The sequence below is a fragment of the Arthrobacter crystallopoietes BAB-32 genome (assembly GCF_000328305.2).
Taxonomy (GTDB): domain Bacteria; phylum Actinomycetota; class Actinomycetes; order Actinomycetales; family Micrococcaceae; genus Crystallibacter; species Crystallibacter crystallopoietes_A.
This window is the reverse complement of the sequence record NZ_ANPE02000078.1, coordinates 1-20,413: the sequence shown is the minus strand read 5'-3', so window position 1 is coordinate 20,413 and position 20,413 is coordinate 1. Positions and strand designations below refer to the sequence as shown.

Annotated in this window: 12 protein-coding genes and 3 pseudogenes; 8 read left to right on the top strand and 7 right to left on the bottom strand. The window is 68.0% G+C overall.

Annotated features, from left to right (window positions below):
* Both D477_RS04865 and allB read left to right on the top strand, forming a co-directional pair.
* Positions 1-492: glycerate kinase (locus D477_RS04865; RefSeq protein WP_005267782.1), on the top strand; the 492-nt coding region annotated here is incomplete at its 5' end.
* Positions 492-1,837 (top strand): annotated as a pseudogene (allB, locus tag D477_RS04860) (allantoinase AllB). The gene D477_RS04865 and the pseudogene allB, both read left to right, overlap by 1 nt.
* A gap of 102 nt (positions 1,838-1,939) precedes the next feature.
* Here the strand turns inward: allB and bcp are convergent.
* From bcp to D477_RS04835, 5 genes are all read right to left on the bottom strand, one after another.
* Positions 1,940-2,416, bottom strand: a complete 477-nt coding sequence (gene bcp, locus D477_RS04855) for a thioredoxin-dependent thiol peroxidase (protein WP_005267781.1) — start codon at positions 2,414-2,416, stop codon at positions 1,940-1,942.
* Between the two features lie 404 nt (positions 2,417-2,820).
* Entirely contained in the window at positions 2,821-4,005 is a 1,185-nt protein-coding gene (locus D477_RS04850; RefSeq protein ID WP_043845678.1) for an ATP-binding protein, read from the bottom strand.
* 606 nt (positions 4,006-4,611) lie between these two features.
* The gene (locus D477_RS04845) at positions 4,612-4,992 is read right to left on the bottom strand and encodes a hypothetical protein (RefSeq protein ID WP_043845676.1); all 381 of its coding nucleotides are present in this window, start codon (positions 4,990-4,992) and stop codon (positions 4,612-4,614) included.
* A 233-nt stretch (positions 4,993-5,225) separates the two neighbouring features.
* Entirely contained in the window at positions 5,226-6,578 is a 1,353-nt protein-coding gene (locus tag D477_RS04840) for a permease prefix domain 1-containing protein (RefSeq protein ID WP_043845686.1), read from the bottom strand.
* A complete protein-coding gene (locus D477_RS04835) occupies positions 6,578-6,940 on the bottom strand; it encodes a PadR family transcriptional regulator (RefSeq protein WP_005267777.1) in 363 nt (120 codons plus the stop codon). Before D477_RS04835 ends, D477_RS04840 begins: the two co-directional genes overlap by 1 nt.
* 111 nt (positions 6,941-7,051) lie before the next feature.
* On the opposite strand from D477_RS04835, the gene D477_RS04830 reads away from it, so the two are divergent.
* The 3 genes from D477_RS04830 to D477_RS23155 all read left to right on the top strand — a co-directional run bounded on the left by D477_RS04830 (position 7,052) and on the right by D477_RS23155 (position 10,832).
* Positions 7,052-8,275: an MFS transporter gene (locus tag D477_RS04830; RefSeq protein WP_005267776.1), complete on the top strand. Its 1,224-nt coding sequence runs from the start codon at positions 7,052-7,054 to the stop codon at positions 8,273-8,275.
* A gap of 155 nt (positions 8,276-8,430) precedes the next feature.
* Positions 8,431-10,230 (top strand): multicopper oxidase domain-containing protein, encoded by a 1,800-nt coding sequence (locus D477_RS21695; RefSeq protein ID WP_005267775.1) that lies wholly within the window; start codon positions 8,431-8,433, stop codon positions 10,228-10,230.
* Positions 10,185-10,832 carry a copper oxidase gene (locus D477_RS23155; protein ID WP_150110003.1) on the top strand — a complete coding sequence of 216 codons (648 nt, stop codon included), beginning with the start codon at positions 10,185-10,187 and terminating at the stop codon, positions 10,830-10,832. The genes D477_RS21695 and D477_RS23155 overlap by 46 nt, the downstream gene beginning before the upstream one ends.
* A gap of 10 nt (positions 10,833-10,842) precedes the next feature.
* Here the strand turns inward: D477_RS23155 and D477_RS23820 are convergent.
* Positions 10,843-12,866 (bottom strand): annotated as a pseudogene (locus D477_RS23820) (amino acid transporter).
* Between the two features lie 97 nt (positions 12,867-12,963).
* Between D477_RS23820 and D477_RS04815 the strand changes: the two are divergent.
* Entirely contained in the window at positions 12,964-14,865 is a 1,902-nt protein-coding gene (locus D477_RS04815; protein ID WP_005267773.1) for a DUF4118 domain-containing protein, read from the top strand.
* Complete coding sequence (locus D477_RS04810) at positions 14,850-15,539, top strand: response regulator (protein WP_005267772.1); 690 nt, start codon at positions 14,850-14,852, stop codon at positions 15,537-15,539. The genes D477_RS04815 and D477_RS04810 overlap by 16 nt, the downstream gene beginning before the upstream one ends.
* Here D477_RS04810 and D477_RS04805 read toward each other — a convergent pair.
* Complete coding sequence (locus D477_RS04805; protein WP_005267771.1) at positions 15,526-18,219, bottom strand: PEP/pyruvate-binding domain-containing protein; 2,694 nt, start codon at positions 18,217-18,219, stop codon at positions 15,526-15,528. The genes D477_RS04810 and D477_RS04805 overlap by 14 nt on opposite strands.
* Before the next feature lie 338 nt (positions 18,220-18,557).
* Here D477_RS04805 and D477_RS04800 point away from each other — a divergent pair.
* Positions 18,558-20,286, top strand: a pseudogene (locus D477_RS04800) (ABC transporter ATP-binding protein).
* Positions 20,287-20,413: the final 127 nt, after the last annotated feature.

Below are 20,413 nucleotides of genomic sequence, written 5' to 3'. Positions count from 1 at the left end.
CACCAGGGCGGCCGCGGTCTTTCCGGGCGCGGCGCCGCCGGGGGAGTGGGCTTCGCCGCCCTCGCGGTACTGGACGCACAGCGCCAGCGGGGCATCGACGTCGTTATGGAACTGACCGGACTCCGGCAGAAACTGCAGGGCGCCCGGCTGGTGGTGACCGGAGAGGGCAGCCTCGACGCGCAGTCGCTGGAGGGCAAGGCGCCGGTGGGTGTCGCCGCGGAAGCCACTGCCGCCGGGGCGGAAGTCTTCGCGGTCTGCGGCCGGAACCTGCTCACCGAGGACCGGCTGCGGGCGGCCGGAATCTCCAGCACGTTCGAGCTCATCGAACTGGAACCGGACGTGCAGCAGTGCATCGCCTCCGCCGCGGAGCTGCTGGAGCAGACAGGAGCGGCGATCGCCGCGATACTGAAAGAGAGCGAGGCCGCTGCGGCCGCGCCGTGGGAGAGCCGGCCAACGGGGGCCGCGCTGGAGATGCTGAAGGGAGCCTGCTGATGGCAGGAGAGCAGGAGTTCGATCTGGTCATCCGCGGGGAGCGGATCCTGACGACGGCGGGAATCGCCGCCCGCGAGGTGGGCGTACTCGACGGGGCCATCAGGGCGATCGAACCGCTGGGCAACGGGCTGCGCGGCCGCCGGGCCATCGAGCTTGCCCCGGATGAGACCCTGATCCCCGGGCTGGTCGACACCCACGTGCACGTGAACGAGCCGGGGCGCACGGAATGGGAGGGCTTTGCCTCCGCCACCCGTGCCGCCGCGGCCGGCGGCGTCACCACCATCCTGGACATGCCGCTGAACAGCATCCCGCCGACGGTCAACGTGGCGGCGTTGGAGGAGAAGCGCGCCGCCGCGCGGGAGCAGGCGTTTGTGGACGTCGGCTTCTGGGGCGGGGCCATCCCGGGCAATCTCGGGGACCTGCGGCCGCTGCATGACGAGGGCGTGTTCGGCTTCAAGTGCTTCCTGCTGCACTCCGGCGTCGACGAATTCCCGCCGCTGGATGCGGACGAGATGGAAAAGGACATGGCGGAGCTGAAAGGCTTCGACTCGGTCATGATCGTGCACGCCGAGGACTCCCGGTCGATTGAACGCGCACCGCACGCCGAGGGGGACCAGTACTCGCGGTTCCTGGCCTCGCGGCCGCGCGGCGCGGAGAACGTGGCCATCGCCGAGGTCATCGAACGCGCGCGCTGGACCGGAGCCCGCGCGCACATCCTGCACCTCTCATCGTCGGACGCGCTGCCCATGCTCGCCAGCGCCAAGCGCGACGGCGTCCGCATCACGGTGGAGACCTGCCCGCACTACCTGACCCTGCTGGCCGAGGAGATCCCCAACGGCGCCACGGCGTTCAAGTGCTGCCCGCCGATCCGCGAGGCATCCAACCGGGAGCTGCTCTGGCAGGGCCTCGAGGACGGCATCATCGACTGCATCGTCTCCGACCACTCCCCGTGCACGGTGGATCTGAGGACCTGGAGAACGGCGACTTCGGCGTGGCCTGGGGCGGCGTCGCCTCGCTGCAGCTTGGGCTGTCGCTGATCTGGACGGAGGGCCGCCGCCGCTGCCTGCCGCTGGAACAGGTGGTGGACTGGATGTCGCGCAAGCCGGCCGAACTGGCCGGCATGAGCCGGAAGGGCGTGCTGGCCCTTGGCTATGACGCGGACTTCTCCGTCTTCGCCGCGGACGAGTCCTTCGTCGTGGATGCGAAGGCGCTCAAGCACCGCAATCCCGTCTCGCCGTATGACGGAAAGGTGCTCTCCGGCGTCGTACGCAAAACCTTCCTGCGCGGAGAAGAGATCGACGGCGAACAGCCCACCGGCCAGTTGATCCGCCGCGGCATGGCCTGACCTGCTGCGGGCTCCGCCCGCCACCGGCCCCCTCTGCTGGGCGAACGGAAAGCGGCCCCTCCCGGTCAGGGAGGGGCCGCTTTCGAATGCGAGTGTCGGCGTCTAGTTTACGCTGTCAACTTCCAGTTCTTCGCGCAGCCGGGCAACATGGCCCTTGGCGTCCACGTTGTATTCGGCCAGCCGGACCTTTCCTTCCGGGTCGACGACGACGGTGCTGCGCAGCGTACCGGTGAAGGTTTTCCCGTTGAACTCCTTGTCGCCGTAGGAGCCGTAGGCGGTGGCGACGGCGAAGTCCGGATCGGAGAGCAGCGGGAAGGTCAGCGACTCGGCCTTGCTGAAGTCCTGCAGCGCCTCCGGTTCATCCGGGGAGATGCCGACGACGTCGAAGCCCGCGCCCTGCAGCGCGTTCAGGTTGTCGCGGAAGTCGCAGGCCTCCGTGGTGCAGCCCGGCGTCGCAGCCTTCGGATAGAAATAGACGACGACGTTGCGGCCGGCGTAGTCGGCCAGGGACACCTTGCTGCCGGTGGCATCTTCAAGGGTGAAAGCCGGAGCGGAATCTCCGGGGCGAAGCTGGGTCACTATGGCTCCTCATTCCATATTGCGGAAGTTGATTATTGGAATACGAAAATCCTCCTCCAGTCTATCGGTCCCGGGTGGGAGCGTCCATCCTTGCCTCAGGCCTTACTGATGCTCTGGGCGCCACGGTGTCCTCGAAATTCACCGGCGGTGTTCCCTTGGTTATCGTCACGGACCAGGAGGTCGGAAGCGTCCAGGTCCTCAGTGGTTCAGGTATCGATGCGATTCGCCGTTGCCCCCCGTTGCTGCACCAGGGCGGCTGGAACGCGCATTCGGTCCACGCTTATCGGATTCATGTCGATGCCGTCCGGGCGTTAGCTTCCGTAGGCGCCGTTATCGGCCGGACGAACCGGAGCGGGTTGTGCGGCTGACTCTCATTGCCTTTCAGCGGTGCTGACCAGCAGCGATTATTGTCTGGGAAGCTCGAGGTTTTGCCGTTCGATGAAGTCGGCCATTCCGGGGACTGTGAAGGCAACCCGGCCGTATTCAGGGGAGTAGATCAGTCCTTTGGAAACCAGTTCCCCGCGGAGCTTTCCCAGGCTGGTGACCTTGCGTCCGAGTCGGCTAGCGATTTCTCCAGTTCCGGACGGGCCTTCGCCGTCCTTGGCCATGGCGTTCATGTAGTCACGCTCGCGGGGTGTGGCGCGGTCCCATCGGGAGGGGAAGAAACCTGCGTCCAGCCGACGCAGTCCTGCGGCGACCGCCGTCTCGGCGTCTTCCTGGGTGAATGGCGTGCTGATGGCCACCTCCCATAGGGCGCTACCGAACTCTTGGATGAAGTACGGGTAGCATCCGGATGCTTGCACGAGACGGTCGAGGGCTTCGTGCTCGAATTCCCCGCCGGCCCTTCCGGCCGGGACGGTGAACGACTCTTCAGCGTCTTGACGATTCAGTTTTCCGATGGGACGGTACTCGAAGAGCCGCTCGGCGTAGCTGCGGGCCTCGGCCAGTCGCCCGGGCAGGTTGGGAAGCCCGGCGCCGACGACAAAGAACGGCAACTCGCGTTGGCCGGCGTAGTGCTGTGCAGCGACGAACGCCGACAACGTCTCGTCACCGAGGTCCTGCATCTCGTCAATGAAGACGGCCACTCCCTTGTTTAGAGAGCGCATGGCCGCACCCACGTCGTCGACCAGGTCACGTAGATCGATGTCGAGAGAGCCGCTGGTGGCACGGGCGGGATCTGTCTGTACACCCAAGGAAATTCCTGTGATACCGATTCCGGCGCTGAAAGAGGTGACGGTTCGTAGGAACTGCGTAACAGCCTCTTTGCCCTTGAGGGACGCGAAACGGCGTGAAGCGATCTGCAGTTCGCGTGCGAAATCCCTACGGAATTCACGGTCACCGGATTTGCCGGTACGACCCTCCAGCCGTATGGTCAGCCAATCATGGTTCTCTGCTATGCCGCGCAGCCGATTCAGTAGGACGGTCTTTCCGACGCCTCGCAGGCCAGTGAGGACCATCGACCGGGCGGGACGCGACAATTCGGTCCGCGCGACAACCAGGTCGAAGGCCTCTATCTCGCGCTCCCTGCCTGCCAACAGCGGCGGTTGTATGCCCGAGCCGGGACTAAATGGATTAAGAGCCGGTTCCATGCTCTTAGCTTATGCCAACTTATGGACTGTTATCTCTATTTCTGCATAACTGTCTATAACTTCGCATAAGTGGCACCGGCTGCGCATCAACGCCCTCGCCTCCTGGGGGTGATCTCACCGCGGCCGAGTCCGTCGCCGAACTCAACAGATTCCTCGGCGAGGCATCCGAGGAAGAGGTCGGAATCCCCGGCATCACCTTGGGAGCCCTAACGGGTGAGAACAGGGAAGCCACCACACCTATCGTCCAATGGGTCCGCGAGCGGGTCCTCGACGCTGGAAGCGACCCCGCGGGCGTGAAATTCTACTCAAAGTACGGGGCGGCACGTGCTGGGCCTACTGGAGAACTGATCAGCGGCGAAGGCGACGGCGGAGTTGAACTGGCTGCCGACGCGGGTCGGGGCGAGAGTTTCGGCATAGGCTGTCCGGCGGTCGTCGACCAGGTAGACGGTGGTGCCGGGCGTGTCGAAGCGTGACCGTCCGGAGCGGCCAGTGCCCGGAAGGTCCGGCGGCGACCGAGGGTTCAGCGGGCCGTGGGAGCTCTTGGCGATCCGGTAGCCGGTCAGGCGGGTGTCAATGAGGGCCAGGCCTTTGTCGGTGCAGATGCCATCAACCGAAGCGGTCTTCGGTCATGGCGACCGCCGCGTCCATCACTTCCTTGGAGCGGAGCTCGCTGATGGCTTGGATTGGAGACACCTCGCCGAGCCACGGGTTGGCTCCGATGAACCAGAGCCGCGCGACATGCTCGCCCTCCACACTGGAAACAGCCGTCCAGGCGCGGTGGGCCAGCTGCAGTCGTGCCTGCGCTTCGGGTTTCGGTTCGGGGCCGTCGGTGCGGGCCCACTTGTAGCTGATCTTCGGATCCTTGCTACCGGCCAGGGCCGCCACCAAGGTGGCGCCGAGTGAACTGTTGAGCTGGCGGACGATCTCCCGGATGCCCAATCGGGCAGTACCTGCGTGGGCCGCACCAATGTCGATGGAAATACTCACGGGGGATCGGATCCTCTCCTGCTATGTACTTCCAATCTATCCGTCTAGCTACTGGTAATCCACCGAAAAGCCACTCCTTGTCGAGCCGGGCAGACGACGGATGCGGGCCGCTGACGGCTTCCATTCAGAACCGTGCGGGCCCGCTGTGCGCCATGCAGCGTGGTACGGTGAGCTGCGCTATTGGACCGATTTGCCCGTTAGTTCCGTGCCCACTGGGTGGTATTCCCTTCCGCTTATGCGAAGCCGAAGACGAGTGGGAAGACCACTACGACGATGGCGGCCCATGCGCCGTAGACCGGCAGGTAGCGGGTTTGCCAGCGCTCGAGCGCGCCGAACGGGCGCCGTCTGCGCAGGAACCCGATGGTGAGCCAGGCGGCCCAGGCCAGGTGCACCAGCAGCAGCAGGTTGAGTCCCAGTGCGGCGATCTTGTTCGGGCTGAAGCCGAACTCGGCGATTCGGCTCAGCATCGCCGTCAGCATCACCGCGTCGACCGCGAGGGCGGCCGCGAGCAGGACCAGCTGCAGGATGTCGAACAGCCCGGGGGCCGCCAGCGAGTCCCTGGCCGAGATCGAGTAGAGCAGCAGGCACAGGACGAGGACGAGGATCGCGTTCATCAGGATGAGCAGGCCGCGGTCTACGTCCACGAGGCCGCCGGCAGACGCCAGCACGGCCAGCAGCGCCAGCAGCATGACAATGGTCAGCGGCATGAAGACCCGAGTGAGGACCGGGGCAATGTTTTCGACGACGTTCTGCTTGGCCTCGACCAGCCACGCCGCCACGATGAGCGCTCCCGGCACGCCGAAGGGCAGAATCCAGTCCTCCATGACCGGTTCGAGGTCGAGACCGACGATCTGGAGGACGCCGAACATCAGGCCAATGAGGACGGCGCCGCCCAAGGCCAGCAGGGTGTAGTAGATCGCCAGCTCGCCGGTGAACCGAACGAAGTCCATCCGCCGGCCGTCGGACCGCCACTTTCCGCCCACGTACGCCACTCCGGCCAGCAGCCACAGGACGACCGGGGCATGCAGAGCCGCGAGCAGCTCGGTTGAACCGGGGGAGCCGAACGGGTAGACATTCAGCACGACGGCCAGCGCCACGAACGGAATGGCCACCGCTGCCGCCACCCGCCCGGTGAGCCGGCGCTTCCAGGCGAAGTATCCGGCGAGGAACGGGAAGACCAGCAGGCCAGCGTTGCGCGCGAGGAGTCCGCCGTCGTCGCCAAGCCAGGCAAGGCCGGCCTTGACCGCCACACCCGCACCGACAGCGAGCGCCAGGACGACTCCCAGCTCGCGCCATCTCGGAGCCGCCGCATCATCCAAGTCTTCCGGAACGAGCACGAGCTGCTTCCACAAACGGTCAGAGTGCTCGCGGGCGAATTCCCGCGAGACGGCGTCCAGGTTGCCTAGGCGCCTGATCGCGACCAGGAAGGCCTCGTCGTCGTCCAGCCCGTTTGCCTGCAGGTCTGCCACCTGCTCACGCAGGTGGTCTTCCATCTCCTCCACATCGGCGGCGGAGATGGCCTGGCGCCGCTGCACGTACCCGCGCCATCGGCCGATGTGCGCCTCCAGTTCAGTATGCAGTTCCATCAGGCCCACCCCTCCGCCACCGTCGGCGGCAGCTGGGCGTTCTGCCAGACCTGGCGGAGCGCGTCGGCCACCACGGCCCACTGTTCCTGCCGCTCGGCCAGCGCCTCGCGGCCCGAAGCCGTGATGGCATAGTGCTTGCGCCGCCGGCCGGCCTCGGACGTGCCCCACGCGGCCGATACGTAGCCGAGCCGTTCCAGCCGGTGCAGCAGTGGATAGAGCATGCCGTCGGTCCACTGCATGGACCCGCCCGACAGTTCGCCCACGCGCTTCAAGATCGCGTAGCCGTACAGGTCGCCCTCCGCCAGGATCCCCAGCACCAGCGGGGTGGCCGAGGCGGCGACCAGGTCCTTGTCGATGCGCACTGCGCCTCCATACCTAGATCTGCAATGTATCCAACCCTAGCACCTCTAGGTATGCGTGCGGGGCCGCAGGAGAGACCCAGCGGCACTGTCGCGGGCGCCGGAAAAGCTAGCATGAAACGTGTGACGCGAACGGACCAGCCGCCCTGGCAGGGGCATCCGAAGGGCAGCAAGGCCTACCGGAACATGCTGCTGGCCCTGCTTTTCGGCGGACTGGCGACCTTCGCCCAGCTCTACTCGGTGCAGGCCGTGCTGCCGGGCATCGCGGCGGAATTCGATGTCAGTGCGGCCGACGCTGCGCTCAGCGTTTCCGCCGCCACGATCGGCCTGGCGCTCGCCGTCATCCCGTGGTCGGCGATCGCGGACCGCATCGGACGAAAACGCACGATGATCTGGGCGATTAGTGCCGCCGTCGTACTGGGTTTACTCCTGCCGCTGGCACCCGGGTTCGGCGCCATGATGGCCCTGCGCTTTTTGGAAGGGGCGGCGCTCGGCGGGATTCCGGCGGTGGCGCTGGTGTACCTGAACGAGGAGGTGCAGCGGCTGCACGCGGCGGTGGCCGCCGGAACGTATGTCGCCGGCACCACCATCGGCGGGCTCACCGGCCGCCTGGTCGCCGGGCCGGTGGCCGAACTGGGTAGCTGGCGCACCGGCGTGCTCGCGGTCAGCATCCTCGCCGCGCTCGCCGCCGTCGCATTTGTCCGGCTGGCTCCGTCGCCCCGCGGCTTCCGCCCGCTGGTCCGGGGCGAAGGGCCTGCGCTGGCCGAGCGGATCCTGGTGAACCTGCGCTCGCCGCGGCTGCTGGCCCTCTATGCCCAGGGGTTCCTGCTCATGGGCGGGTTCGTGGCCGTCTACAACTACCTGGGGTTCCGGCTGGAGGCGCCGCCGTTCAACCTGCCGACCTCGCTGGCCAGCCTGCTGTTCCTGGCCTACCTGGCCGGCACGGTGTCCTCGCGGCTGGCCGGCGGCCTGACGGTCCGCTTCGGCCGGCTGCGGGTGCTGCTGGCGAGCATCCCGGTGATCCTCGCCGGCCTGGCCATCACGCTGGCGGATTCGCTGCCGGTGATCCTGCTGGGCCTGCTGGTCTTCACGGCCGGGTTCTTCGCCGCGCATTCGGTGGCCTCGGGCTGGACGCCGCGGATGGCGCGGGTGGGCCAGGCGCAAGCCTCGAGCCTGTACAACCTCTTCTACTATGCCGGGTCGAGCCTGCTGGGCTGGGCCGGCGGGCTGTTTTTCGTGCAGTCCGGGTGGACCGGGCTGGCGTTGTTCGCCGGGGTGCTGGCGCTGCTTGCGGGTACGACGGCGGTGCTCGCCTTGCGGGGTGCGCCGACGGCCTAGGGGTGGTGGGTTAGCGCCGGGCAGCGGTGCGGCAAGGGCGGCTGTGTTGGCCGTGGCCCGCATGAGGCCAAGAGATTTCCAAGCCCGGGATGACCTACTGGAGGCAACTGGCGCGGGGGAAGCGCCGCCCAATTGCACATGGAAGGGCTTTCGTTATGGGGAATGAAGCCTCCAGTCCGATGCGCCTGCTGCAGGGCGCAGCTACGGCCACGCAACCGAGGACCGCCAGCTCTGGCTCAACCGGCGTGCTGGACCTGTACATCAACGAGGGCTTCGTGCCCATGGTGGACGGCTCGCTGGTCTACCACCGCGGCTTCGGCGACCGCCCGAGCGCGCTCGCCGATCCGAAGCCGAGCCTGCGGATTTCGCCGCGGATTTTCACCCGGTCCCGTGGCGTTGTGGCCAGCCGCACCTATCCGCTGGGCCGGCCGCTGCCGCATGCGGGCAGGCCGTTGCCGGCACAGCCGACGCCCACGGAGGATGGCTACTATCTGCCGCGGCGGCAGCACTGGGCCAGCTATTTCCCGGACCGGACCATCATCGCGGAAGCCGGCAGCACCATCAGCCTGCGGATCCACAACCGGCTGTCGCAGCCGCATGAACTCGCCATCCAGGGGGTCAAGCCGGGCAGGAAAGACGCCACGACCGGCCCCATCGCTCCCGGGAAGACCAAAAGCCTCACTCTGCCGGCGCCGGCTCCCGGAACCTATGTCTATCTTGATCCGACAAACGCCCCCGTGGAACGTACGCTCGGGCTTTTCGGCGCGCTGGTTGTCATTGACCCGGCCCGGGCCTGGCACCTCGGGCCGAAGGGGCCGGAGTTCGAGCGCCAGTGGCTGTGGATCTGCCACGATGTGGTGCCGGAGTGGGCGCAGGTGGCGTCGCAGGGCGGCACGGTTCGTGGCGCCGGCGTCGACATTGCCCCGCGCTATTTCACCCTGAACGACCATTCCGGTTTCGAGTCCCTGGCGATTTCGGATGATGAGGAGCTGAATGAACGGCGGGAAGAGGACACGCTTCCTTCGGGCTTCCCGCGGTTGACCGATGTCCGGAACTTCAGCCGCTCGCCGAAGCCGGGCACCGTGCTGACCGGCCAGCTGATCCGGATGCTCAACGTCGGCATCGTGGACCACCAGCTGCACTTCCACGGCAACCATGTGTGGTCCGTCCGCGCCAACGGTTTCGATTTCCCGCGTAAAGGCGGCAGGGTCATGGCCGACGGGCATGTCGCCCTGCAGCAGTGGGAGGACACTGTGTCGCTCATGCCGCTGGAGCGCAAGGAAGCGATCCTGCCGATGTTCCGTCCGCCGGACGTGATCGACGCCGTCTGGGATGCCCGCCGGGAGGACTGGAAGTACCCGATGCACTGCCACGCCGAACCGTCGCAGACGGCCGCCGGCGGACTGTATCCCGGAGGCCTGCTGGCGGACTGGACACTGGCGGCGACTGAGGAGCCGGACGAGCACCACAAGTACGAGAGCCAGGTGGACTTCGCCTCGGACCAGCCGCATGAAGGCAGCCCTGAGACGCTGTTCCGCCAGCGGCCGGACGAGTCGATGGTGCTGGACTTCTTCAGCCGCAAACTCGATTTTCCCGACAAGTCCGAACACGAAGTCTGGAGTTTCCACGACGAGGAATCGGGCGAGGGCTTTCCGGGTCCCTCGGTGCGGGTCAGGGAAGGGCAGGTCTTCCACGGGACCATCGAACCGAGCAAGCGGGTCCACACTATCCACTGGCATGGTCTGGAACCGGATCCCCGTAACGACGGCGTGGGCCACACGTCCTCGAGGTCACCGGCGACTACACGTACCAGTGGCGGCCGGATCCCGGTGTGCCGGGCAATCCCGGCCGCGGCGGTGCGGGCACATATTTCTACCACTGCCACGTCAATACCCCGCTGCACGTCCAAATGGGAATGTTCGGCCCGATCATCATCGATCCGGCCATCGACCTAGTGGATCCGCCGGCTCGCGGAACCAGGCGCGCATTTGTCGACGGCCCCGAATACGACATAGCGACCGAGACGTTCCTCGGCCCGTACTCGCTGGACCCCAGCTGGCACGAGTTCAACCATGCAGCAGGGCTCTCGGGCGAGGACGCCGGGTTGAACCGTTTTAAGGCCAAGCATTTCTACCTGCTGGGCGGCAACATTCCCACCAGGCCGCGCGGCCGCCGGGTGTGGGCTTTCTCCAGCATGCGGGCGAATGCGCCGCAGAGCGGCAAAGCGCCGACCTTGGTGCGCATGGTCAACGTGGACTATTTCCCCACGCTGACCGAGTTCACCGACATGCAGGGCAACCCCGTGCCAATGGCTGACCTGATTTCCCATGACGGCCGGCCCTTCCGGGAAACCCCGAATCCCAACGGTGAGGCACCACCGGTCTGGTCGGGCGGCTCCCCGCTGCGCACCAGCCTCATTGCCTCCGGCGCGGCGGAGAAGTACGACTTCCTGCTCCGCCCGCCGGGGCCCGGCACGTACTACATGAAGGTCAAATTCATGTCCTGGGTCCCGGGGAAGGTGCGCGCCGTTCGGACAGTGACCATCACAGCCCAGTAGTAGCTTTGGCCTAGCCGACGTGGATGCCAGGGCGTCGGAAGGGGTCCGGCTCTATCCTGCGGATGATTTCGCGGACCACCGGGGCCGTATCGCCCTGGCCGAGCAGCAGGTAGCGCATCAAGTGATGGATCGGGTTGCCTTCCGACCACTCGAAGTAGGCCTGCGGGCGCAGCCCGGTCGCATCGCGAAGGGCCAGCAGCACGGCGGCCAGGGCGTTGGGCGCTGCCGGGCTGGTGGCGCGCAGGATCCTGTGGCCGTCCACTTCGACGCCATGGACACGCAGGACTCGGCTGAAGCCCGACGGGTCGCTGACCTCGATTTCGAGGAAGAGCACGTCCGCGGTGCCGGGCACCGGGTTCATGCCGCGCTGGGAAGCCTCCTTGAGGGCGTACTGCCGGTCGTCGGCAGGCTGCGGCTTGTGCGCGATCAGGTCCAGCCGGCCGTCGTACTCGATGGAATCGCTGATGAACTGCCGCGCGGCGCCGTCGAACTCGATCCGTTCGGCGCGCAGTTCCGTGGTCCGGGTCAGCCGGGAGACCAGCGAGACTACGATGATGCCGGCGATAAAGCAGATCGAAATCATCAAACCGTCGGGCTTTTCGATGATGTTCTCCACCAGTGCATAGCCCAGGACCAGCGTGAGGACTCCGAATGCTGCGGCCTCCCCTCGCCGGCGCCGGCGCAGCGAGGAAACCCCCACGGCTACCGAGGCAGAGACCATCATCGCCAGGATGCCGGTAGCGTAGGCGCCGGCCTGGGCATTCACATCCGCGCGGAAGGCGACGGTGATCAGGATGCTGATGCCGGTGTAGACGAGCACGACCGGCCGCACCGCCCGGCTCCATTCGGGGGCCATGCCGTACGAGGGCAGGTAGCGCGGGACGATATTGATCAGCCCGGCCATGGCCGAGGCGCCGGCGAACCAGAGAATCAGGATGCTGCTGACGTCATAGAGCGTGCCGAAGCCTTCGCCGAAATGCTCGTGCGCCAGGTAGGCCAGGGCCCTGCCGTTGCAGCCCCACCCTCTTCGAAGGCTGCGGCCGGGATCAGCACCGTGGTGACGAAGCTGCTGCCGAGCAGGTACACACTCATGATGACGGCGGCCGTGGTCAGCAGCTTGCGGGTGTTGTGGATCCGAACTTCCCGGCGCTCGCGTTTGGTGCTGCCGTCCGCGGCAATCAGCGGCATCATGCTGACGCCGGTCTCGAAACCGGACAGCCCCAGCACCAACAGCGGGAACGCCAGGACTGCCGGTCCGATCAAATCCAAGGGTGAGCCCGAAACTTGTCCCAAGGCATTGCCCCACTGCACGAGGGCGCCCTCTGTGGCGAAGGCTTCCACGAGGCTGCCGCCGATAATCACGGCGTTGAACGCAAGGAAGATGGCCACCAGCGGTACCGCCGCGGCCACGGCCTCAGTGAAACCGAGCAGGAACACACCGCCGAGCACCAGCAGCATCAGGATGGTGACTGGCACCGCGGCCCCGCGCAGGAAGTCCGGCGTCCCGGGGTTTTCCAGCAGGTGCACGGTGGCGTCGGCTGAGGACAGCGTGATGGTGATGATCCACGAGGTAGCGACGAAGCCGAGCAGCACCAGCACGAAGATCTTGCCGCGCCAGAACGGCAGCAGCCTCTCCAGCATGGCCACCGAGCCCTGGCCGTTGGGGCTTTGCTGGGCCACTCGCCGGTACATCGGCAGCATGCCGAACAGGGTCAGGATGACGATCAGCAGCGTGGCCAGCGGGGACAGGGCGCCGGCAGCCAGCGCGGCAATGGCCGGGAGGTAGGAGAGCGTCGAGAAATAGTCCACGCCGGTCAGGCACATCACCTTCCACCATTGGTGCCGCGCATCATCATGGTCTTCGCGCTCGGGGCCGACCGGCTGCACCCGGCGCTCCATCAGCCACCGCTGGAACTTACCGCCCGGCTTGCCGGGCGCGGCCGGCCGGGGAACGCTGGCAGGCACAAAGTACTGGGTGGGGGAACTCACGGTTGTCTTCTTTCTGGCTTCTGCTTCTTCATCGAAGCGATGCATCACATTACTCCCGACGGCGGTTCAAATCAGCGGAAAACAGGCCAATCCAGCGTTAAGAAATCGTCAATAATGCCCGCAGCGGGGCAAGAATAGTGCCATGGATGCGGATGCCCAGCAGGAAGCGGATGGACAGGGCGGACCGGGCGACCGTGTGGTGGTTGGACTGGCTGGCGGATCGGAAGGGCTTGAGCTGATCCGGACCGGGGCGCGGCTCACCGGCCCCGCCGGCACGGGGCGCCTGCACGCTGTCCACATCCGGACCGGGCAGGCGGCGGGAGAATTGCCCAACGAGCTGGACCTGCAGCGCGCCTTGGTAGCCGACTTGGGCGGCACCTACCATGCGATCGGCAGCGACGACCCGGCGCAGGCGTTGCTGGACTTCGCGCGCAGCGTCGAAGCGGGCCAACTGGTCCTGGGACACTCCCGGCGCCAGGGCTGGCCGGGCGTCTTCCGCCGAAGCACTGCCGCACGGCTGATCCGGCAGGCCGGGGGAATCGAGCTGCATCTGGTGCCGCACGGCGAGACGCCCGGGCCAACCCCTCCCCGGCGCAGGCCCAACTGGCTGGGCCGGGGCCGGTTGGTTGCCGGTTTCGCCCTGGCTGTGCTCCTGCCGGCCGCCCTGCAGCTCCTGCTGCGCCTGTGGCATCACGGGCACTTCGCGACCGATATGCTCGTGCAGCTGACAGGCACGATCGCCGTCGCGCTGGTGGGCGGGCTGTGGCCGGCGCTCGTTGCGGCGGTGCTGAGCAGCCTCATGGTCAACTTCTTTGCGGTCCAGCCGGTGGGCAGCATGGACATCAGCGATCCGGAAAACCTGCTGGCGCTGCTGATTTTCCTGGCCGTGGCCGCCGCAGTCTCCCTCGTCGTCGGACTTTCCGCCCGGCGCAGCCGCGAAGCCGCGGCCGCCGGTGCCGAAGCCGCCGCCCTGGCGGAGCTGAGCCGCAGCACCCTTGCCGCGCAGGACAGCCGGGGTGAGTTCCTCGAGCGCATCCGGGAGCATTTCCAGGCCGCGGGCGCCGGCCTCTATGTCCGGGGCGACGGGCGCAGCGGCGGCTGGCAGCTGGTGCAGAGCGCGGGCGCCGTGGCGGAGTCGGCCCATGCCAACGACAACGCCGAGCAGCTCGATGAGGCACGCATGCTGGCGCTGAACGGCCGGCCCCTCACGCCGCGGGAACGGCGGCTGTTCGCGGCCTTCGGCGCCCATCTGCTCGCCCTGCTGCAGCGGGACCAGCTCCGGGCCAGCCAGCGCAATCTGCTGCGGTTGGCCGAGGACAACCGGATGCGCACCTCCATCCTGCGCGCGGTCTCGCACGACCTGCGGACACCGCTGGCCGGTATCAAGCTCGCCGTCAGCAGCCTGCGCCAGGACGCGGTGCGCCTGCCGCCGGAGGACGAGGCCGAGCTGCTGGCCACCATCGAGGACTACACGGACCGGCTCGACGGGCTCGTGGGCAACCTGCTGGACATGTCCCGGCTGAGCGCCGAGTCCGTCACACCGCTGGTCCGGCCCGTTTACTGGTCGGACGCAGTCGCCGACGCACTGCGCGGCCTCCCCGCGGAGCGGCTGCGGGTGGCGCTCGAAGACAACTTGCCGCCCGTTGACGCGGACCCCGGGATGCTCGAGCGGGTGATTGCGAACGTCGTCGAAAATGGACTCAAGCACAGTGGAGGGTCCGACGTCGTTATTTCCGCTTCCCTGGGCAGCGCGGGAAGTGCCACCGTCGAGGGCCGCCCGGCGAGCGAACTGCGCATCACCGACCATGGCCCCGGCGTGCCGGCCGCCAAGCTCGCCCAGATGTTCAAGCCGTTCCAGCGCCTTGGCGACACGCCGGCCGGCAGCGGCATCGGGCTGGGGCTGGCGGTGGCGCAGGGCTTCGCCGAAGCGATGGGCGGGCAACTGCAGGCGGAGCAGACCCCGGGCGGCGGGCTGACCATGGTCATCAAGCTGCCGCTGTCCGCGGGTTCCGGCATGGAGGCGGAGCCATGGCCAACGTCCTGATTGTCGACGACGAACCGCAGATCCTGCGCGCACTGCAGATCAACCTGAAGGCCCGCGGCTACGGCACCTTCACGGCGGCGACCGGGGCGGCGGCGCTGGCGGAGGCGGCCAAGCATCCGGTTGACCTGGTGCTGCTGGACCTCGGGCTGCCCGACATGGACGGCGTCGAGGTGATCCGGCGGCTGCGCGAACGCACGGACCTGCCCATCATCGTGCTCTCCGCGCGGCATGCCTCGGCTGAGAAAGTGGACGCCCTGGACGCGGGCGCCGACGACTACGTGACCAAGCCTTTCGACCTGGCCGAGCTGCTCGCCCGGCTCCGCGTCGCCGGCCGCCGGACCGGCACGGAGCCCGAGCAGCCGCTCATTCAGACGCCGGATTTCGAGATCAACCTGCCGGACAAGCGCGTGCTGCGCGGCGGCGAAGCGGTGCGGCTGACGCCGATCGAATGGAGCATCCTCGAGGTGCTGGCCCGCGCCCCCGGCCGGCTCGTGTCGCAGCAGCAGGTGCTGGCGCAGGTGTGGGGGCCTGCGTATGTGAAGGAAACCCAGTACCTGCGCGTCTACATCGCGCAGCTGCGCCGCAAGCTCGAGCCCGACCCGGCCCGCCCGCGCTACCTGCTGACCGAGGCCGGCATGGGCTACCGCTTCGACCCGGGTGCTACGGGGAGCTGACGACGGCGGACCAGCCGCCGGTGGTGCCCGAGCTGGCGGGGCGGAGGACGGTGACGGTGCCGGCGTCGCCGTCCACCCGGACAAGGTCTCCGGTGGCAAGCTGCCGCGTGGCGGAGCCGGTGGCGAGGACCGCCGGAATGCCGTACTCGCGGGCGACGATCGAGCTGTGGCTCAGCGGCCCGCCGACGTCCGTCACGACAGCGGACGCCATGGCGAACAGGGAGGTCCAGGCCGGCGTGGTCATCCGGGCGACCAGCACGTCGCCCGGGCGCATCCGGCCGAAGTCCTCCTGTCCGCCGAGCACGTTCGCGGGGGCAGTGACCTGCCCGGGGCTGGCGCCGATGCCGCGGATGCTCCCGCCGCGCTGGTCCTGCGCGCCGGCGGGCATCATGGAGCCGAAGAGCAGGGTCACCCAACGCCGTTCGGGCAGCAGCTGCGGCGCGGTGGCCCGGCGCTGTCCGCGCCAGAGCATTTTGCGCTGTTCGACGGCGCCCGGCCGGACCGGTGCGCTGGTGCCGGTGGGAGCCGGGACCGTTCCGTTGGCCGCTTCTGCCAGGCCCGAGTCGACGGCGGCCTGCAGCTCGCTGTGCCGCAGCCAGAAAACATCCTCGGGGGCGGCGAGGGCTCCGGAAGCCACGAGCCGCCGCCCGAGTTCGAGCAGCATCCCGCGCAGCAGCGGCCAAGCCAACCCGACATCGGCCAGCGCGTCTTCGCGGACCGGGGCGGACTCCTGGGCCCAGCGCAGCAGCCGCCGGAAAACCGCGCGGCGCAGGGGCCCCAGCCTGGCCTGCACAGCGCCGGCCAGTTCCTGCCGGCGTTCGGCGGAAAGCTGCTGGCGCTGGTGCGGGTCCTGGCCCTGCCCGCGCAGATAGAACCGGATGGTTTCAAGCAACGATGCCGGATCATCCGCCGGGACCGGGACGGCGAAGTCGAGGTTGTAGACGGCATGGCCGAACCGGGCGAGATGCTGCTGGAAGCGCTCCCGCCAGGACTCCCAGTGCCGGACCGGGACCGCGCCGGGAATGGCCCCGGAGCGCAGGGCTGCAGCCAGCGCTCCGGCGGGCAGGGACTCGAGCGCCTCGGCCAGCCCGTCCTGCTGCCGGGTCCAGGCGGCCAGCTCGTAAAGCGACTTCTCGGCGCGGATCGGTTCGCTGTCGAACCCCAGCAGGAACGCTGACGCGGGCGGGCCACCGGGCCGCCGCACCAGCTTGTCGTAGAACCAGGTGAAGAGCATTTCGCTGGAGGCAGCCACCGGGATGACCGACTGGACCGCCGTGTAGTACTCGGTGCCGGCGTCGAGCAGCCCGCCGACGCCGGCCAGGAGTTCCGCCCCGCCGCGCCGTTCCAGCGGTTTGGCCTGCCACTCCTGCACGGTCCGGGCATAGCGCGGGTGGGAGTAGTCCCGCCAGCCGGCGATCCCCATGTTGGCTTTGCCGCGGGCCAGCTTGGCCATCGCCGGCACCGCCTTGGCCATGACCCGCAGCATGCCCGAGTTCCGGTAGTAGTAATAGGCGTAGCCGTTCACCGTCGGCAGCCGGACGTCGCCCTCGCGCAGCGCCTGCTTTCCGAAGGCGCGGGCGAGCAGCGCGTTCAGGGACCGCGTCACGGACCCATCGATCATGTCGGCGAAGAGCGGCGTGAGCGGATCCGGCAGCTGCTCCACGATGCTTGCCCGGAAGTACATGCCGTGCGGATACGGCAGGCTCCAGTCCGTCGGCGGCTCGGCGCTGGGCTCGGGCAGCGCGGTGATCGGCCGGGCCTGCAGGATGGACACGTCGCCTCCGGCCAGCGACCACTCGATGTCCTGCGGCACCCCGAACAGCGCAGCAATGCGCAGCCCGATGTCGGCCAGCCGTCCCGCCGCCGCATCATCGAGGACCGGCCCGCCCCGCAGCGCCTCCGGCAGCGGTTCCTCCAAGGTGCCACTGCCGGCCGGAACGGTCCTGACCTGCTGCCCGCCGGCCTGCCGCGACACCACTCGGCGCGTTCCGCCGTCGACAATGACCTCCTCGGTGCTGACGGAACCGCCGACCACCGACTCGCCCAGCCCCCACGCCGCGCTGATGGCAAGCTGGTCGCGCCGGCCGTTGGCGGGATTGGCCGTGAACATCACGCCGCTCGCCTCGGCACCGGCCATCCGCTGCACGACCACCGCAAGGCTGACCCCTGCCGGATCGATGCCTTCCCGGGCGCGGTACGCCATCGCCCGCGCCGTCCACAGCGAGGCAAAGCAACTAACGACGGCGGCCGCCACCTCCCGCTGTCCGCGCACGTTGAGGTAGGTCTCCTGTTGGCCGGCGAAGCTGGCCGTCGGCAGGTCCTCGGCCGTCGCGGAGGAGCGGACCGCCACGGCCGCGTCCGGGCCCAGGCGGGCGTAGGCGGCGGCGAGTTCCGCGGCGACCTCGGCCGGGAGAGTCCCATGCTCGAACAGCGCGGCGATCCGCGCGGACGCCTCTTCGTAGGCCTGCGGCGACGCTCCGGCCGGCACGATGGCAGTGGCGAGGAGCTCGGGCCCGATCCTGTTGGCCGCGACGAAGGCGTCATAGGCAGCGGTTTCCAGCACGAACCCCGGCGGCACGGGAAAGCCGGCGCGGACCAGCTCGCCCAGATTGGCGCCCTTGCCGCCCGCGGTTGCTACGTCCGTGCCCCTGATGTCCGCCAGTTCCCTGATGAACGCCATGGTCCGACCCCCAGTCGCATGCCACTCCGGCGCGGGCCTCAACGCCGCCGGACGCGGCAGCAGCAGGCCTCGCGTGTCCTTAGGCTACTCCGGGCGCGGGGCCGCCGGGAATGCGGGCGATGGTACGGCCGGGCGGGAATGCCGGCGGGAGTATGGCCGGGCGGGAATGCGGGCGGCGGCTGTCCTAAATACGCCTTGGGATGGATGGACTCGGCCCGGGGCCGGGTCTACGCTGAATTGCGGCCTCTTCGGGGAGCATAAAACCCCGCGCCGGCAGACCCGGCCGAAGCTGCCGCCACTCCACCTTAAACAGCCCGGATCTTCCCAGAAAGCGGCTCATGCTGATCAAACTGGTCCGCCGTTACGCGCGGCCTTATCTTCCGTATGTCCTGGCGGTGGTGGTGCTGCAGCTGGCATCGACCATCGCGGCCCTCTACCTGCCCAGCCTGAATGCGCAGATCATCGACCAGGGTGTAACCCGGGGCGACACCGAGTACATCTGGAATACCGGGGCGGTGATGCTGGGGGTCAGCTTCGTCCAGGTGGCGACGGCGATCGCGGCCGTCTACTTCGCTCCAAGGCCGCCATGGCCACCGGCCGCGACCTGCGCAAGGCGGTCTTCCACAAGGTCTCCGGATTCTCAGCGCGGGAGGTCAACGAGTTCGGCGCGCCGAGCCTGATCACGCGCGGCACCAATGACGTGCAGCAGGTCCAGATGCTGGTGCTGATGGCGCTGAACTTCATGGTGGCGGCGCCGATTATGTGCGTGGGCGGCATCATCATGGCGGTGCGCGAGGATCTGCAGCTGTCCTGGCTGGTCTGGGTGTCCGTGCCGGCGCTTTTCGTCGTCGTCGGTTTCCTGGTTTGGAAACTGATGCCGCTGTTCCGCACTATGCAGGCCAAGATCGACGGCATCAACGGGGTGCTGCGGGAGCAGATCACCGGCATCCGCGTGGTGCGGGCCTTCGTGCGCGAACCCTACGAGGCCCAGCGCTTCGACAAGGCCAACCGAGAGCTGACGGACGTGTCGCTGGCGGTGGGCTCGCTGTTCGTGCTGATGTTCCCGGCGATCGGGATGATCCTGCACCTCGCCACGGCGGCCGTACTGTGGTTCGGCGGCCTGCGCGTGGACGCGGAGCAGATGCAGGTGGGTGCGCTGACGGCCTTCCTGCAGTACCTGCTGCAGATCCTGGTGGCGGTCATGATGGGCACGTTCATGGCGATGATGATCCCGCGGGCCTCCGTCTGCGCGGACCGGATCGGCGAGGTGCTCAAGGTTGTTCCCTCCATCCACGACCCCGAACGGCCGCAGGCACCCCAGGAGGCGGCCGGCGTCGTTGAATTCCGCAATGTGTCCTTCGCCTACCCGGGAGCCGAAGCTCCGGTGCTGAACAACATCAGTTTTATTGCGCGGCCGGGCCAGACGACCGCCATTGTCGGCAGCACCGGCTCCGGCAAGAGCACCTTGGTGTCGATGCTGCCGCGGCTGTTCGACGCCGGCAGCGGCCAGGTGCTGCTCGACGGCGTTCCGGTGACGGAGCTGGCGCGGGAGGAGATCAGCAAGCGCGTGGCGATTGTGCCGCAGCGGCCATATCTGTTCTCCGGCACCATCGCGCACAACCTGCGCTTCGGCGACCCGCAAGCCCCGGATGCCGATCTGTGGGATGCGCTCGCAGTTGCGCAGGCCGACTTCGTGCAGGAGAAGGAGCACGGGCTGCTGTCCCGGGTGTCGCAGGGCGGCACGAACGTCTCCGGCGGGCAGCGGCAGCGGCTCTGCATCGCCCGCGCCTGGTGGCCAAGCCCAAGGTCTACGTATTCGACGATTCGTTCTCGGCGCTGGACGTCGCCACCGATGCCAGGCTGCGCGCGGCGCTGAAGGCTCCGACCAAGGATGCCACCGTGATCATCGTCGCCCAGCGCGTGGCCACGATCCGCGATGCCGACCAGATCCTGGTCATGGAGGACGGGCAGATCGTGGACCGCGGCACCCACGAGGAGCTGCTGGAAACCTCGCCCACGTACCAGGAAATCGTTGAATCGCAGATCGCCGTCGAGGAGGTGGCCTGAGCATGGAAAAGGACAATCGGGCAACGGACCCGCGCAGCAACCGGCTGGACGACGCCGATCAGCCGGCAGCGCCGCACATCACTCCGCTGACCGACGCGGACACCGCGCCCGCCGCGGATCCCGTTGC

Coding starts and splice junctions, on each gene's coding strand:
- D477_RS04810 (WP_005267772.1), top strand. CDS start 14,850: ATGGCCAACGTCCTGATTGTCGACGACGAACCGCAGATCCTGCGCGCA.
- D477_RS21695 (WP_005267775.1), top strand. CDS start 8,431: ATGGGGAATGAAGCCTCCAGTCCGATGCGCCTGCTGCAGGGCGCAGCT.
- D477_RS04805 (WP_005267771.1), bottom strand. CDS start 18,219: ATGGCGTTCATCAGGGAACTGGCGGACATCAGGGGCACGGACGTAGCA.
- D477_RS23155 (WP_150110003.1), top strand. CDS start 10,185: ATGGGAATGTTCGGCCCGATCATCATCGATCCGGCCATCGACCTAGTG.
- D477_RS04850 (WP_043845678.1), bottom strand. CDS start 4,005: ATGGAACCGGCTCTTAATCCATTTAGTCCCGGCTCGGGCATACAACCG.
- D477_RS04830 (WP_005267776.1), top strand. CDS start 7,052: ATGAAACGTGTGACGCGAACGGACCAGCCGCCCTGGCAGGGGCATCCG.
- D477_RS04815 (WP_005267773.1), top strand. CDS start 12,964: ATGGATGCGGATGCCCAGCAGGAAGCGGATGGACAGGGCGGACCGGGC.
- D477_RS04840 (WP_043845686.1), bottom strand. CDS start 6,578: ATGGAACTGCATACTGAACTGGAGGCGCACATCGGCCGATGGCGCGGG.